Raw genomic sequence first — 14,874 nt, 5'->3', positions numbered from 1 at the left:
GAGCCGTAAGTTGAGGTGTGCCTCAGGTTGGTCGTGTCCGTGAACTCGTCCGGAAGGGCTCCGCCATGTCCTCATCGGAACAGTCCAAGGTCGCCGTCGTCCTCGGGGTCGGCCCCGGGCTCGGCATGTCCGTCGCCCACCGCTTCGGCCGCGAGGGGTACGCCGTGGTGCTCGTGTCCCGCAGCGACGTCCGGCACGCCGGCCATGTCGCGTCCCTCGCCGCGGCGGGCGTCGAGGCCGCGTCCTACGTCGCCGACATGCGCGACACCAAGCAGCTCGGCTCGGTCCTCGACACCGTCGTCGAGCGCTACGGCCGTATCGACCTCGTCTACTACGGACCGGGCGCCCTCGACCTCGACGCGAGCCGCCCCAAGTCGATCACCGAGGCCGACTCCGCCGACGTCCAGGGGGCGATGAGCTGGATGTATCCGGCCGTCGACGTGGTCGGCAGGGTGCTGCCCGGGATGGTCGAACGGGGCGCCGGCGCCTTCGTGTTCGCGGGCGGGCTCAGTGCCGTGGTGCCGATGCCCGCGCTCGGCGCGCTCGCCGTCTCGGCCGCCGCCCTGCGCAACTACGCCCTGACCCTCAACGCTGCGCTCGCCGACACGGGGGTCTACGCCGGGAACCTGGTCATCGGCGGACTCATCGAGCGCGGTGACATCCACCAGCTGGTCACGTCAAACCCCGAGCAGTTCGGGAACGTCGGCGACCGCACTCTCGACCCGGACGAAATCGCCGACGGCGCCTGGGAGTTGGTGGCCGGCCGGGACCGGGCCGAGGGCACGTTCAGTGTGTTCGGTTAGGTGTCCGTACGGTCCTCAAGGCGCGGGAAGAGGACCGCGCCCTTCGTCACCGGGGAGCCGGGTGGAAGCGCGCGCCAGGTGGAGGCGTCCTGGATCCGCTGGTCACTCAGTGGACCCAAGGAGGTCGACGCGCCCAGGGAGTCCCACAGCCGCTGCGACGTCTCCGGCATGACCGGTTCGAGGAGGATCGCGATCGCGCGGAGGGAGTCGGCCGCCGTGTAGAGGATCGTCGCCAGGCGGTCGCGGGCCTCGGGGGAGTCGGACTTGGCGACCTTCCAGGGCTCCTGGTCGGTCAGATAACCGTTGACCTGCCGGACGAGGTCGAGGACGGCCAGGATGCCGCCCTGGAAGTCGAGTTGGTCGCCGATACGGCGGTCCGCCTCCGAAGTCGCCGTCAGCAGAGCCGACTTGAGTGAGCGCTCGGCCTCGGTCTCCTCCCCCGGCGTGGGCAGCGCACCGTCGAAGTAGCGCGCCGTCATCGCGGTCACCCGGGACGCCAGGTTGCCGTAGCCGTTGGCGAGTTCGCTGGTGTAGCGGGCGGTGAAGTCCTCCCAGGAGAAGGAGCCGTCCTGGCCGAAGGCGATCGCGCGCAGGAAGTACCAGCGGTAGGCGTCCACGCCGAAGTGCGCGGTCAGGGTCTGGGGGCTGATGCCGGTCAGGTTCGACTTGGACATCTTCTCGCCGCCGACCATCAGCCAGCCGTTGGCGGCGATCCGGCCCGGCAGCGGCAGGCCGTTGGCCATGAGCATCGCGGGCCAGATCACGGCGTGGAAGCGGAGGATGTCCTTGCCGACGAGATGGACGTCGGCGGGGAAGGTGGCCCCGAACTTCGCCGGGTTCTCGTTGTAGCCCACGGCGGTCGCGTAGTTGAGGAGCGCGTCGACCCAGACGTAGATCACGTGCGAGGGGTCCCAGGGGACCTTGACGCCCCAGTCGAACGTCGAGCGGGAGATCGACAGGTCCTGGAGGCCCTGGCGGACGAAGTTCACGACCTCGTTGCGGGCCGAGGCGGGCTGGATGAAGTCCGGGTGGGCTTCGTAGTGGGCGAGGAGACGGTCGCCGTACTCGCTCAGCTTGAAGAAGTAGTTCTCCTCCTTGAGGAGTTCCACCGGGCGGCGGTGGATGGCACACAACAGCGTGCCGTCCTCCGCCTCGATCAGCTCGCCCGGGAGCTTGTACTCCTCGCAGTAGACGCAGTACGGGCCCTCGTAACCGCCCTTGTAGATCTCGCCCTTGTCGTGCAGGTCCTGCACGAACTCCTGGACCCGGTCCGTGTGCCGGCGCTCCGTGGTGCGGATGAAGTCGTCGTTGGAGATGGCGAGATGGTCCCAGAGCGGCTTCCACGACTCCTCGACCAGACGGTCCGCCCACTCCTGCGGGGGCACGCCGTTCGCCTCCGCCGTGCGCAGGATCTTCTGGCCGTGCTCGTCCGTGCCCGTGAGGAACCAGACGTCCTCCCCGCGCCGGCGGTGCCAGCGGGCGAGGACGTCGGCGGCGACCGTGGTGTAGGCGTGGCCGAGGTGCGGGGCGTCGTTGACGTAGTAGATGGGGGTGGTGACGTAGTAGTACGTCATCGGGTCACCCCTGCTCTCCGCCGAACCGCTCCTTGTACATCTCCAGGTCCTCCTCCGTGAGCTTCGCGAAGAGCACCGGGGGGACGGTGAAGGGGGTGCCGGCGGGGACGGCGGTGAGTGACTTCGCTTCGTCCGAAGACACCCAGGTCGCGGTGTCGTCCTTCAACGTGAACGCCGCTCGCATGGCCGCCGAGGAGGACGGGATGAAGGGTTCCGAGACCACCGCGTAGAGGTGGATCAGGTTCATCGCCGTGCGCAGGGTGAGGGCCGCGGCCTCCGGGTCGGTCTTGATCTCCAGCCAGGGGGCCTTCTCCTCCAGGTAGGAGTTGCCCGCCGACCACAGGGCGCGCAGCGCCGCCGCGGCCTTGCGGAACTGGAGGGCCTCCATCTGGGTCTCGTACTCGGCCAGCAGGCCCGCGATCTCCTCGCCGAGCTTCGCCTCCGCCGGGCCCGCGTCGGTGCCGGCCGGGACCTCGTCGCCGAAGCGCTTCTTCGAGAAGGACAGGACGCGGTTGACGAAGTTGCCGAGGGTGTCCGCCAGGTCCTTGTTCACCGTGGCGGTGAAGTGCTCCCAGGTGAAGGAGGAGTCGTCGGACTCGGGGGCGTTGGCGATCAGGAAGTACCGCCAGTAGTCGGCCGGGAGGATGCTGAGCGCCTGGTCGGTGAAGACGCCCCGCTTCTGGGACGTGGAGAACTTCCCGCCGTAGTACGTCAGCCAGTTGAAGGCCTTGACGTAGTCGACCTTCTTCCACGGCTCGCGGATGCCGAGCTCGGTGGCCGGGAACATCACCGTGTGGAACGGGACGTTGTCCTTGGCCATGAACTCCGTGTAGCGGACGGGGTTCTCACCGGCGTCGGACTCGTACCACCACGACTTCCAGTCCCGGTTCTCCGGGTCCTGGTCCGACCACTCCTTCGTCGCGCCGATGTACTCGATCGGGGCGTCGAACCAGACGTAGAAGACCTTGCCCTCCGCCGCCAGCTCCGGCCAGGTGTCGGCCGGGACCGGGACGCCCCAGTCCAGGTCGCGGGTGATCGCGCGGTCGTGCAGGCCCTCGGTGAGCCACTTGCGGGCGATGGAGGAGGCGAGCTGCGGCCACTCCTCCTCGTGCGCCGCGACCCACTCCTCGACCTCGTGCTGGAGCTTCGACTGGAGGAGGAAGAGGTGCTTGGTCTCCCTCACCTCCAGGTCGGTGGAGCCCGAGATCGCCGAGCGCGGGTTGATCAGGTCGGTCGGGTCCAGGACGCGGGTGCAGTTCTCGCACTGGTCGCCGCGGGCCTTGTCGTAGCCGCAGTGGGGGCAGGTGCCCTCGACATAGCGGTCCGGGAGGAAACGGCCGTCGGTGGGCGAGTAGACCTGGCGGATCGCGCGCTCTTCGATGAAGCCGTTCTCGTTCAGGCGGCGGGCGAAGTGCTGGGTGATCTCGCGGTTCTGCGGGGAGGAGCTGCGGCCGAAGTAGTCGAAGGCCAGCGCGAAGCCGTCGTAGACCGCCTTCTGCGCGTCGTGCGCCTGGGCGCAGAACTCGGCGACCGGGAGGCCCTGCTCCTTCGCGGCCAGTTCCGCCGGGGTGCCGTGTTCGTCCGTCGCGCAGATGTAGAGGACGTCGTGGCCGCGCTGGCGGAGGTAACGGGAGTAGACGTCCGCCGGGAGCATGGACCCCACCATGTTGCCCAGGTGCTTGATCCCGTTGATGTACGGAAGGGCGCTGGTGATGAGGTGTCGAGCCATCGGGGGGCTGCTCCCAGGTCGGTGTGTTGCTGTTGTTGCGAACCTTGAAATCGTAGCCGACACGGGTGTGCCGCCCGCCTCCCGTTTTACGGGGTGGGAAGCGGGCGGCACGGGGGTTCTGCCGGGCGGTGGTGCTACGGGCGCCAGTCGATCAGTACGCCGTCGTAGAGCTCCGCGTCCGTGAGCTCCAGAGGGGTCGGGCCCGCGTGGAAGAAGGCCGTGTTGTCGGTCTTCAGCTTGCGGAGGTAGTCGAAGGCCTTGTTGTCGTGGTCGCCGAACGCGACGAACGAGAAGAAGATCGAGGCGTGCGACTTCGCGGCGTCCGTGAGGGACTGGGTCGCCGGGGTCTTCGCGTCCGGGGCGCCGTCCGTCTGGAAGATGACCAGGGCGGGGGTGCCGGGGGTGGCGTTCGCGTCGTAGTGCGCGAGTACGGCTTCTACGGCGGCGTGGTAGCTGGTGCGGCCCATGCGGCCGAGGCCGGCGTGGGCCTCGTCGATCGCGTTCTCGGGGGAGGCGGAGGTCAGGTCTGTGGTGCCGTCCACTTCGGTGGAGAAGAAGACGACGTGGACGGTGGGGGTGGGGTCCGGGTCCAGGTGGGTCGCGAGGGCGAGGGTCTGGTCGGCGAGGGCCTGGGCGGAACCGTCCTTGTAGTACGGGCGCATGCTCGCGGAGCGGTCGAGGACGAGGTACGTCTTCGCTCGGGTACCGGTGAGGGTGGCCTTGGCGAGGGCTGCGGCGGCGGAGTCTGCGCCCACGGCCTCGGCTACGCCGTCGGCCTCGATCGTTTCCCCACCCGCACCGCCCGTGACGGATTCGTCGTCGGGTGCGGGTGGCCCCTGTGGGGCGGACCCGCCGTCGGCGGCTGCGGCGACGAGCGCGGGGGCGGGTTCGGCGACCGGTTCGGGGGCCGTTTCGGCCGCGGGTTCGGGGGCGGTTTCCGCGGCGGGCTCCGGTTGGGGCTCCGCCTCCGGCGCGGCTTCCTCGGCGACCGGCTCAGTTGTGGGGGTGGCTTCGGCCTTCGCCGCCTCCGCCTCAGGTTCCGCTTCCGCGACAGGCTCGACGACCGGCTCGGGCTCCGGTTCCTGGGCGACCTCGGCGACGGGCTCGGCCTCGGGGGCGGCCGCTTCCGCGACGGGCTCGGCCTCAGACTCGGCGACGGGCTCCGCCGTCACCTCGGCCGCAGCACCGGTTTCCTCCACCGTCGGCTCGACGACCGGCTCGGTGTCCACGACGGACTCGGCTTCCGGCTCGGGCTCGGCTTCCGCGACGGTCGTCGACTCGGGCTCCGCCGTCACCTCGGCCGCAGCCTCGGCTTCTTCCACCACCGGCTTCGCCTCGACCGCAGGCGCAGCCTCCGCGACCGGCTCGGTCACCGTCTCCGTGGCCGGCTCGGCAACAGCCGTAGCGTCGACCGTCGGCGCAACATCAACCTCAGCCGCGACCGTCGGCTCGGCCTCGGCCACCGCCTCAGTCGTCGCCGTACTCCCCGCGCTCCCCGTACCCTCCGTCCCTTCCGTCGACGTCGCCGGCTTCGGGACCGTCACGTTGTCGAAGGCCAGGGCCACGAGTTCGTGTTCGTCGTCCTCCAGGGTGGAGGACGGGCGGGGTTCCGGGACCTGGGCGACTGCCGTGGGGGCCGGGGTGGTGAGGTCGGGTTCTGTGGACGGGGACGGGACCTTGGCGTCCGGTTCCCGGGGGGTCTGCTGTTCCTGCGAAGGAGTGCGTTCCGCGCTCTCTGCTTCCGCGGCACGCTCCTTGCGTGACCTGCCGAACGCATTCCGCAGGAGAGTGAGAATGCCCATGTGCGCAACCCTTCGCGTGAGTTGGAGCCGTCAATCCCTGGCCAGGACGGACACGTAAGGTTAGCGGCCCCGGATGGCGATCTTAGGCAGGGTCGACGCGCGGAAGACACGTCCTGTCAACACCGCCTGTTTCAGCCACCACTTCGCTCACCCGTTCACCTGCCGGTTCACCGGACGGCGGGCCGTGTCAGTGGCTCCCCCTACCGTGCCTTCCATGACTCACGTGACGCACCGCACGTACCGCACGCACTGGATACACGGCCCGCTCGCGAGCCATGAGGAGGTCAACGTCGTCTTCTTCCGGGGTATGTCGTTGGACGCGTTCACGCGAGGGCTTCTCTCCATACGGCGCATCCCGCTCGCCTACGCGAAGGGCGCCGAAGGCGAATGGGGGCTGGTCATGCATGACATGTTCGGCTGGGACGAGGACGACTACGACCGCCCCGACTACCGGCCGTTGTGCCGGGACGGCGGTGAACTCGCCGTCTTCACCACGGAACCCTGCGTCGGCAAGGCGCATGGCCCCGACTTCGACTACTACCGTGCCGGGCGCTACGTCTGCGGGATCAGCTTCGAGAACCCGTTCGGCGGCGTCGGGGACCAGCCCGATCTGCTGGCGCCCGCTCTCACCGCGGCGCGGCTGATCGGACCGCACGCGGAACTCGACCCGTACGACAACGAGGAACGGACCGTCCAGGCGATCTCGGGCTTCTTCTCCCTGCCCGATCCCGACTTCTCCCTGACCTGACCTGACCAGACCAGCCCTGACCCGACCTGACCCGACCGACCCCGAACTCGGCGCAGCCCTCAGTGCGGCGAAGCGATAGCCCGCGCCGCAGCGACCTCCTGCCGCAGCGGCTCCAGCACACTGCCCGCCGGCCCCGTCAGATCCGTACGGACCTCCACCAGCACCTCCGACTCGCGTACGCCCTGCGACAACTCCCGGAGCTGGAGCGCCACTTGGGTGACCTCGGCGGGGGACGGGGGCGGCGCCCCGTGTTTCACCCGCACCCTCGCCGCCGTCGTCGCGTCGACGATCCGTTCCACGGCGACGACGAGGGGGAGCCAGCCGGCAGCGAGGCGGCCGGTGGGCGGGGGTTCGGTGAGGGCGCGTTGGAACTCGGTGCGGATGACGGACAGGTCGCGGTAGAGACGGCGGCGCATCCGGGCACGGGCGGCCGGATCGACCTCGGGATCGGGTTGCGTACCGAACGCCGACTCCACATATTCCGCCGTGTCCGCCACCGCCTTCGCCAACCGGTCCCCCACCCGCGTGTGCCAGCTCTCCGGCCAGAGGAGGTAGCCCGCGATCAGCGCGATCCCGCAGCCGATCAACGAGTCCACCAGGCGGGGAAGCAGCAGTGCCGTGCCCTGGTGGTTCAGGATGTCGGACAGGAGCAGGATCACCGGGGTGATCGCCATCGTCTGGTAGCCGTAGCCCCGGGGGGTGAGGGCGGGGATGAGCGGGGCCAGGAGGAGCAGGACCAGTACGTCCCACCAGCCCCTCGGTACCACCGACAGCACCGCCGCCGCGATCACCAGCCCGGCCACCGTGCCGAGCGCGCGCAGCAGCGCCCGGGAGAAGACCGAGCCGAAGTCGGGCTTCAGGACGAAGGTGATCGTCAGGGCGATCCAGTACGAGCGCGGGACCGGGACCGTGGACACCAGGACCTGCGCGAGGCCGATGCAGAGGGCCAGGCGCAGGCCGTAGCGCCAGGAGCCGGAGGAGAGCAGCACGTTGCGGGCCGCTCGCGCCGCCCTGATGCGGAGGGCCGCCGGGCGGCCCAGGCGGTCGTCGATGCCCCGGGGGTCGACGTCGGGCGCGGTGACGACCTCGGCGGCGTGGCGCAGGGCGTGGTCGACCGCGCGGGTCGTCTCGTTGGTGGGTGCGGGGAGGTCGAGCCCTATGGGGCCGGTGTAGCCCGTCTCGACGGCGTGCGCGAGATTGCGGACCGCGTCGCGGATCCCCGGGGGGAGGGAGCGGCCCGACTGGTGGACCGCGGGGGCCGCTTCGACCACCGGTGTGATCGCGTTCAACTGGGCCAGCAGGCGGGTGAGTTCGGGGTTGCGGCCGTGGTGGCGGGCGCGCCGGGCGAGGACGAGGTCGTAGGACTGGTTGAGGGACTGGGTGACGGCCTGGCGGGCCGCGTCGTAGCCCGCCGTCGGGTCGTCGCCGCAGGTGCTGAGGAGGTCGGCGACGGTGCGGTAGGTGTTCGCGACCGCCGTGCGTTCGGGGACGCCGGAGCGCAACGGCCAGGCGAGGAGGGCCAGGAGGAGGACGAGGAGGCCGCCGCCGGACATCAGGACGGGGGCCAGCCACCACGCGCCGGGGAGCGGAAGTCCCGCGCCGATCACCGAGTTGAGGAGCAGGAGCAGGCCCGATACGGAGGCCACCGCGCCGATCGTCGAGATCATTCCGGACGCGAGCGCGATCAGCGTCAGGGCGGTGACCGCGTACCAGCCGTGGCCGTAGACCGCCGCGCCGAGCGTGACGCCGATCGCGCCGAAGAGCTGGGGGATCGCGATGTTGAGGATGCGCATGCGGTAGGCGTCGGCGGTGTCGCCGATGACTCCGGAGAGGGCGCCCATGGAGGCGAGGGCGCCGTAGGCGGTGTGTCCGGTGGCGAGGCCGAGGGCGAGGGGGAGGGACATGGCGATGGCGGCGCGGGCGATCGCCGGGCGGTTGAGGGGGGCCTGCTGGGGTTGGAGGTTCCTCACCAGCCAGTCGGGGGGTGTGAGGCCGATGGGGAACTCGCGGGACATGCGCCCATTATGGGCAGCCCCCGCGTTATCCGTGCTGGTGGAGCGCGATGTCGACCAGCAGGGCGCGGTGGTCGGTGTCGGCGAGGTCGAGGAAGCGGGCGCTGTTCGCGGAGAAGTCCGGGGAGAGGAGGACGTGGTCGATCTGGGTGCCGAAGGCGGGGAGCAGGCGCTCGGGCCAGCTGGGTGTGCGGGGGTGTCCGGCGAGGCGGGCCGCGTCGCGCAGGCCGGTGTCGAGGATACGGCGGAACACGGCATGGTCCTGGGAGGAGTTGAAGTCTCCGGCGAGGACGGTGGGGGTGGTCGGGTCGGCTGCGGCGAAGGTGCGGAGCCTGCCGAGTTCGCGGCGCCACAGGCCGAGCTGGTTCGGCAACGGGGGCATGGGGTGGGCGAGTTGGAGGCGGACGGCGTGGCCGTCGACGTCCGCGACCGCGCCGGGCATGCCCATCGTGCCGGTGACGCCCTGCGTGCCCTTGAGGGGGAAGCGGCTGAGGATCACCGAGCCGTGCGAGCCGGCCGCCACCACGGCCTGCCGGTAGGGGAGTTCGGTGCCGAAGTCGCGCCGCAGGGTGGTCTGGCAGGTGTACTCGCACTCCTCCACGAAGACCACGTCCGGCCGCTCCCGCCGGATCACCGGCACCAGGGAGCCGGTCCCCCGACCGAACTCCACGTTCGAGGTCAGCACCCGGAACTCGGCGATCGCGGGTCCGCCCGGCTCACCGCTCTTCCCGTACGGCTCGATGAACCAGGCCAGCAGTCCGAGCAGCACGACTCCCCACACCAGTCCGAGCCGCCAACGGGAGAGGAGGGAGAGGAGGAGCCCGAGGCCGGTGGGGGCGAGCAACCACGGAAAGAAGGCGAGGAGTTGGGGGATGGGCGTGATCGCGTCGGTGTCGGCCGTACGGCAGCCGACGACCGCGCTCACGGCGGCGAACAGCAGGCCCGCGCACCAGAACGTGAAGTGACGGCCCCGGTGGTGTTCCGGCACGAAGTCGGCGGCGGTCCACTCGGAGGTCGCGGTGCCCACGTGATGACCTTCCGCCGGAAACGCAGATGCGAGATGCCGGATGCGAGATACCAGTTGCCCGAATTATCCCACGCGTGGCGGGAACTCCACCTGGAATCAGGAATCTCGGCGAACGCCTCCGGGAATCAGGCCTGGGCCCGCGTCGGCTGCTGGGCCCGGTCCGCCGCGGGTGCTCGCCGGCGTCGTACGAACTCCCGTGCCGGACGGACGTATCGGGTGAGCCAGGCCGTCGCGGCGACCGTGAGGCCGAGGCCGAGGAGCAGCCAGGCGACCGTGCGCAGGGTCGACGTGAGGGCGTCGTAGATCGCGCCGCCCGCCGCCTGGGAGACCTCGGCGGGGAGGTCGGCGACGGTGAGCTGGCGGCCGATCGCGAGGGCGAGGCCGAGCAGCGCGCCGCCGAGGGCCGTGCCGAGCGCGGTCGCGGTGATCGCGCGGCGGCGGCGCACGGCGACGGTGATGCCGGTGACCGCGAAGACGGCGGCGGCGACGGGGAGCCAGAAGCCGGCGACCTCAAGCACGTGGAACTCCTCCCGGAGCGGGCCCAGTTCACCGGCCGCAAGGACCGCGACCTCGGTGTGCTGGACGGGGATGCGGTCCGCCAACGGCACGTGCTCGTGGGCGAGCCGGTACTTGACCTGGGCGGTGACGGGGGCGAGGTCGACGGTGACGGCGCCGGTGCGCTCCTCGTCGCGCAGGGCGTGCAGGACGGCGTCGTGGGTGGCCCGGTTGCCCTCGTCCCAGGCCAGCCGGAAGGCCTCGGTCTTGGTGAACGAGCGCACCGCGTCGTGCACGAAGGGGGCCATCGTGCCGCGCATCCCGCCGACCGTGCCGCGCATCCCCTCCACATGGATCCCGCGCATGATGCCCGCGCCGACCGTGTCCGCGACGACGTCCCGTACGGCCGGGTCGGCGGCCAGTGGTGCCATCGCCGTGACGTAGCGGCCGGAGTCGGTCAGCCCGTACGCCGCCCAGGCCGCCAGCGCGCCGAAGGGCGTCAGAAAGCAGGAGAGGGCGACGAGTACGGCCGACAGGGCGCTCCGGAGACGTGGGGGCACCTCCCCAGGACACGCGCGGGGCGTGCGGTGCGCGAGCCGGGTGCCGGCAATTGCCTGCATTCGGGTGCGATGTCAAGCCGAACGGGTGCGCTGACCTCGGAACCCTTGGCGGAACTGGCCGTTCCGCTCTCGGGTGGAGGGTTGACCCGAACGGGTGTTTCCTGGAACCGGGGAGAAGGAGGCCGAACATGCGCACCACTCCGGCCCTGCGGACTCTGGCCGCGGCCCTGCTCACCGGTGGCACACTCGCCGTCGCGGCGGCGGGCACCACGGCGGCGGCAGCACCGACCACGTACGCCGAAGGACATGGCGGTGGTGGCGGTGGCGGCAGTCCGATCTGGGGCACCATCGTCTCCCGCACGGATCTGAACGTGCGGCAGTCACCCACCACCCGTTCGCCCGCCGTCGACACGCTCTCACCGGGCAGTCAGGACCGCGTCCAATGCGTGGTCAGGGGACAGAGCGTCAACGGGAACTCCGACTGGTACTGGCTCGTCGGCGCGCAGGGCTGGGCCAGCGCCGCGTTCGTCGACACCGGCGGCCAGTGGGTGCCGTCCTGCTCGGACCCGTGCCCGGGCTGGAAGGACGGCAGCGACAACGGCAACAACTCGAACTGGAACAACGACCCCAACTGGAGCGACAACTCCAACGCGTGGAGCACCTCGGCCTCCGGATCGTGGAGCGTCTCGGGCTCGTGGAGCTGGAGCGCGTCCGGGTCGTCGAGCGGCGGCGGCATCTGGAACTGGGCGCCGTAGAACTCGTAGCAAGTCGTGGGCCCCGGTACCGAGTCGGTACCGGGGCCCACAGCTGTGCGGGTTCAGCGGATGCGGTTGCCCTCCCCGTCCTCACGCGTGTAGTAGCGGTAGAAGAACACCAGGAACACGCCCGCCGTGGTGGCCAGCCCGATCGCCGCGGACCGCAGCACGCTCTCGCCGGTCTGGCTGTAGAGGAAGCCGATCGCGGCGCCCGCGAAGCCGGACTTCACCAGCGAGTGCAGTTCGCGCTTGAGCAGCGGGGCGAACCGGGCCACCGCCAGGCACAGCACGATGAACACCAGCGCGGTCACGAAGCCGAACAGGATGTTCCAGCCCGTGATGGGACCGCCGCTGCGACGGTTGGCCGCCGCCCAGTAGCCGTAGACGAGCCCGAGGACGACCGGGATCGCGACCTTCGCCACGCGGTGGACGCGGGCGTCGAAGATGTCGGGCAGGCCGCTCGGGCCGGTGAATCCACCAGAGGTCCGGCCGGTCATTCCGCCGGGTGTGGGTGCCGCTTGAGCCATGAGAGCACTCCTCTCTCTCGCCCCCGTCTACCAATGCACACCCCGGGGGAGGCGGTGGCAAGTCGGGGTGCGGGCACGGTTGGCCCATGTTTCGCTGGGGCGCATGAAGCTCGTACTCTTCGGCGCCACCGGCATGGTCGGCAGCCGGATCGCCACCGAGGCCTCGGCCCGCGGCCACCAGGTGCTGGCGGTCAGCCGCTCCGGCCAGTCACCGGTCCCCGGGGTCACCGCGACGGCGGCCGACGCGACGGACGCGGCGAAGGTCGCGGACCTCGCGCGCGGCGCCGACGCGGTCGCCTCCGCGTGCGTACCGCCGAGGGACGGGAGCGACCCGCGCGGCCCGTTCCTCGCCCTCAACGAGGCGCTCGTCGCGGGCGTCCGTGCGGCCGGGGTCGGGCGGCTCCTGGTGGTCGGCGGCGCCGGCGGCCTGGAGGTCGCCCCGGGGCAGGCCCTCAGCGACCAGCCCGGCTTCCCCGAGGCCTACCTCCCCGAAGCCCTCGCCCACCGCGACGCGCTCGCTTACTACCGCACCCTCGACGACCCCGACTGGACCTACGTCTCCCCCGCCGCCGAGATCGCCCCCGGCAAGCGCACCGGCCGCTTCCGCGTCGGCGGCGACGCGTTCATGACCGACGACCAGGGACGCAGCTTCGTCAGCGCCGAGGACTACGCGGTCGCCTTCGTCGACGAACTCGAACAGCACGCCCACCCGCGCACCCGGATGTCGGTCGCGTACTGATGCGCGTACCGAGGCGTGCACCGACGCGCGTGCCGCCGCCGGTCGCGTACTGACGGCCGTGAGCGGTCGCGGTCTCAGACCGGTGCGCCACGGCGGTGCCGGCCGCGGTCCCGGAAGGCCGCGCGACGGCGGCTCCGGGCGCTTCCCGCTCGACCGGCTGCCCCGCCCCGGGCCGCCCGACCCGGTCCGGCGCCAGCAGCTGCTGCGCGTGCGCGGGCGCAGCGTCGCCTGGGTGCCGCCGCTGCTGGTGCTGGTCACCATCCTGCTGGTCGACTGGTACACCGGCGGCGAGTTCCGGACCGTCTCCTGGATCGTGCTCGTGCCCGGTATCGCCGCGGCGATCTGCGGGGTGTGGGGCACGGCCGTGTTCGCGGTGCTGGGCCTGGCCACCTACGTGCTCGCCGACCACGCCTGGCCGCGCCAGTACCAGACCGGCCTTCCCGACTTCATCCTCGTCGGCGTCGGCGGGGTCCTCGCTGTGCTGGCCTGCGCGGTCCGGGTCCGTGGCGAGCGCCGCATGCTGCACATGCGGGACGTCGCCGAGACGACCCGCCGCACCCTGCTGCGCCCGCTGCCGCCCGGCTTCGGCGGTCTCGACCACGCGGCCGTCTACCTCGCCGCGGACGCCGTCGCCCGCGTCGGCGGCGACTTCTACGACATCCAGCCCGGACTGCACGGCACCCGCGCCCTCGTCGGCGACGTCCAGGGCAAGGGGCTCGGCGCGGTGGAGGCGGCGGCCGCGCTGCTCGGCACGTTCCGCGAGGCCGGCTACCACGAGGCCGAGCTCGGCACTGTCGCCGCCCGGCTCGACGTCCGGATGCTGCGCCACGGCCGGCATCTCGCCGCGCTCGGCCGCGAGGACGTCGACCGCTTCGCCACGGCCGTCCTGCTGAGCTTCCCCGCCGGCGACCCCGGCACGGTCGAGGTCGTCAACTTCGGTCACGAACCCCCGCTGGTGGTCGGCCCGTTCGGGGTACGGTCGCTGCCGCCCGGGCACGGACTCCCGCTGGGGCTGGGCGAGTTGGCCGGCCTGGAGGGACCGCCGCCGACCCTCCGCATCACCCTCGCCCCCGGCGAGACCCTCCTCATCGTCACCGACGGGGTCACCGAGGCCCGCGACGGCGCCGGCGTCTTCTACCCACTCAAGGACGACGTCACCGAGGGCGTCCACCTCCACCCCGGCACCGCCGACCCGCACCGCCTGGTCGCCTACGTCCGCGACGGCACCCTGCGCCACTGCGGCGGCCGGCTCGCCGACGACACCACGATCTTCGCGGTACGGCGGTCCTGATATCGCCGGTTCCGACATCACCCTTTGCAGCAGCAGAGGTTGGGCAGAGGTTACGGTGCAGAGGTACGCAAGTGATCGACGGTTCTAGCGGGGGAGGGCACATGCCTGGAACGGTGTTGCTGCTCGCGGCCTCACCGGTGGGCAAGGGACGGCTGGTGGACGCGGCGTCCGTCCTCCCGGTCCTCGCGGCCGTCGCCCCGCCCGTCCTGTCCGGCACGGAGACGGCCAACGTCGTCGAACTCGCCGACCCGTTGGAGCCGCAGGCGGTACTGACCCGTCTCCGTGCCGCCGCGACCGCCCCCGGTCCGCTGACGGTGTTCATCACCGGCCAGCTCCAACTGGACCGCAAACAGCACCTTCCGCACCTGGCCCTGGCCCGCACGACCCCGGCGACGGTCCGCTACACCGCGTTCCCGTGGGCCTGGATCCGAGAGGAACTGCGCCTGCGCGCCCCCGGCACGACCACCCTGCTCCTCGACCTCCACGCCGACGCGGAGACCTGGCAGTGGCTGCGCGCCCACCCGCTCGACTCGGGCCGCACATACGCCGTTTACGGTCGCATCGCACCGCCTCCGCCGCGGCGGGGGGTAGCCGTGCCGACGTACATGAAGGCAGTGGCCACGGTGTTGCGCAGTGGATACCGCCCGCCGCTGGAGCAGTTGCATCAGGAGGCGGTGGGGAGGCTTGGCGCCGAGGGGTATGCGGACGTGCTGCTCGCCTCACCGGGGCTCGTCGGTGCGGGCGCCCCTGGGGGCTCCGCCCCCAGACCCCCGTCGGCCCTGAAGGGGCCTCGTCCTCAAACGCCGGACGGG

General features: G+C 71.4%; 12 protein-coding genes and 1 pseudogene. 6 read left to right on the top strand and 7 right to left on the bottom strand.

From position 1 onward, the window contains the following. Positions 1–65: 65 nt before the first annotated feature. Positions 66–803 (top strand): SDR family NAD(P)-dependent oxidoreductase, encoded by a 738-nt coding sequence (locus ACWDEW_RS36440; RefSeq protein WP_450518740.1) that lies wholly within the window; start codon positions 66–68, stop codon positions 801–803. Here ACWDEW_RS36440 and metG (ACWDEW_RS36435) read toward each other — a convergent pair. The 3 genes from metG (ACWDEW_RS36435) to ACWDEW_RS36425 all read right to left on the bottom strand — a co-directional run bounded on the left by metG (ACWDEW_RS36435) (position 800) and on the right by ACWDEW_RS36425 (position 5,908). After that, positions 800–2,377, bottom strand: coding sequence for a methionine--tRNA ligase (gene metG / locus ACWDEW_RS36435; protein WP_450518738.1), 1,578 nt, complete (start codon positions 2,375–2,377; stop codon positions 800–802). The genes ACWDEW_RS36440 and metG (ACWDEW_RS36435) overlap by 4 nt on opposite strands. A gap of 4 nt (positions 2,378–2,381) precedes the next feature. Next, on the bottom strand, positions 2,382–4,106 hold the full coding sequence (metG, locus tag ACWDEW_RS36430) for a methionine--tRNA ligase (protein ID WP_450518737.1): 1,725 nt from the start codon (positions 4,104–4,106) through the stop codon (positions 2,382–2,384). Positions 4,107–4,240: 134 nt separating this feature from the next. Further along, positions 4,241–5,908 carry a VWA domain-containing protein gene (locus ACWDEW_RS36425; protein WP_450518735.1) on the bottom strand — a complete coding sequence of 556 codons (1,668 nt, stop codon included), beginning with the start codon at positions 5,906–5,908 and terminating at the stop codon, positions 4,241–4,243. Between the two features lie 214 nt (positions 5,909–6,122). Between ACWDEW_RS36425 and ACWDEW_RS36420 the strand changes: the two genes are divergently transcribed. Continuing rightward, complete coding sequence (locus ACWDEW_RS36420) at positions 6,123–6,656, top strand: hypothetical protein (RefSeq protein WP_450518734.1); 534 nt, start codon at positions 6,123–6,125, stop codon at positions 6,654–6,656. A gap of 59 nt (positions 6,657–6,715) precedes the next feature. Here ACWDEW_RS36420 and ACWDEW_RS36415 read toward each other — a convergent pair whose 3' ends face one another. From ACWDEW_RS36415 to ACWDEW_RS36405, 3 genes are all read right to left on the bottom strand, one after another. After that, on the bottom strand, positions 6,716–8,671 hold the full coding sequence (locus ACWDEW_RS36415; protein ID WP_450518732.1) for an FUSC family protein: 1,956 nt from the start codon (positions 8,669–8,671) through the stop codon (positions 6,716–6,718). A 25-nt stretch (positions 8,672–8,696) separates the two neighbouring features. Further along, the gene (locus ACWDEW_RS36410) at positions 8,697–9,695 is read right to left on the bottom strand and encodes an endonuclease/exonuclease/phosphatase family protein (RefSeq protein WP_450518731.1); all 999 of its coding nucleotides are present in this window, start codon (positions 9,693–9,695) and stop codon (positions 8,697–8,699) included. A gap of 125 nt (positions 9,696–9,820) precedes the next feature. Further along, positions 9,821–10,750 (bottom strand): hypothetical protein, encoded by a 930-nt coding sequence (locus tag ACWDEW_RS36405; RefSeq protein ID WP_450518729.1) that lies wholly within the window; start codon positions 10,748–10,750, stop codon positions 9,821–9,823. 188 nt (positions 10,751–10,938) lie between these two features. Here ACWDEW_RS36405 and ACWDEW_RS36400 point away from each other — a divergent pair, with 188 nt between their 5' ends. Further along, on the top strand, positions 10,939–11,505 hold the full coding sequence (locus ACWDEW_RS36400; RefSeq protein ID WP_450518727.1) for an SH3 domain-containing protein: 567 nt from the start codon (positions 10,939–10,941) through the stop codon (positions 11,503–11,505). Between the two features lie 62 nt (positions 11,506–11,567). On the opposite strand, the gene ACWDEW_RS36395 is transcribed toward ACWDEW_RS36400, so the two are convergent. Then, entirely contained in the window at positions 11,568–12,032 is a 465-nt protein-coding gene (locus ACWDEW_RS36395; RefSeq protein WP_450518725.1) for a hypothetical protein, read from the bottom strand. A 103-nt stretch (positions 12,033–12,135) separates the two neighbouring features. On the opposite strand from ACWDEW_RS36395, the gene ACWDEW_RS36390 reads away from it, so the two are divergent. The 3 genes and pseudogenes from ACWDEW_RS36390 to ACWDEW_RS36380 form a co-directional block, all read left to right on the top strand. After that, complete coding sequence (locus tag ACWDEW_RS36390) at positions 12,136–12,771, top strand: NAD(P)-dependent oxidoreductase (protein ID WP_450518723.1); 636 nt, start codon at positions 12,136–12,138, stop codon at positions 12,769–12,771. Between the two features lie 58 nt (positions 12,772–12,829). Next, on the top strand, positions 12,830–14,062 hold the full coding sequence (locus ACWDEW_RS36385) for a PP2C family protein-serine/threonine phosphatase (RefSeq protein WP_450518721.1): 1,233 nt from the start codon (positions 12,830–12,832) through the stop codon (positions 14,060–14,062). A 101-nt stretch (positions 14,063–14,163) separates the two neighbouring features. After that, positions 14,164–14,874: pseudogene (locus tag ACWDEW_RS36380) on the top strand (hypothetical protein); the annotation flags it as partial.

This window comes from Streptomyces sp. NPDC001100, assembly GCF_053598575.1.
The sequence above is the reverse complement of the archived record's forward strand: the minus strand, read 5'-3'. Positions and strand labels throughout refer to the sequence as shown.

Excerpts from the sequence above, each read along its gene's own strand:
- ACWDEW_RS36415 (WP_450518732.1), bottom strand. The coding sequence starts at position 8,671 with ATGTCCCGCGAGTTCCCCATCGGCCTCACACCCCCCGACTGGCTGGTG.
- metG (WP_450518738.1), bottom strand. The coding sequence starts at position 2,377 with ATGACGTACTACTACGTCACCACCCCCATCTACTACGTCAACGACGCC.
- metG (WP_450518737.1), bottom strand. The coding sequence starts at position 4,106 with ATGGCTCGACACCTCATCACCAGCGCCCTTCCGTACATCAACGGGATC.
- ACWDEW_RS36420 (WP_450518734.1), top strand. The coding sequence starts at position 6,123 with ATGACTCACGTGACGCACCGCACGTACCGCACGCACTGGATACACGGC.
- ACWDEW_RS36425 (WP_450518735.1), bottom strand. The coding sequence starts at position 5,908 with ATGGGCATTCTCACTCTCCTGCGGAATGCGTTCGGCAGGTCACGCAAG.
- ACWDEW_RS36390 (WP_450518723.1), top strand. The coding sequence starts at position 12,136 with ATGAAGCTCGTACTCTTCGGCGCCACCGGCATGGTCGGCAGCCGGATC.
- ACWDEW_RS36440 (WP_450518740.1), top strand. The coding sequence starts at position 66 with ATGTCCTCATCGGAACAGTCCAAGGTCGCCGTCGTCCTCGGGGTCGGC.
- ACWDEW_RS36395 (WP_450518725.1), bottom strand. The coding sequence starts at position 12,032 with ATGGCTCAAGCGGCACCCACACCCGGCGGAATGACCGGCCGGACCTCT.
- ACWDEW_RS36400 (WP_450518727.1), top strand. The coding sequence starts at position 10,939 with ATGCGCACCACTCCGGCCCTGCGGACTCTGGCCGCGGCCCTGCTCACC.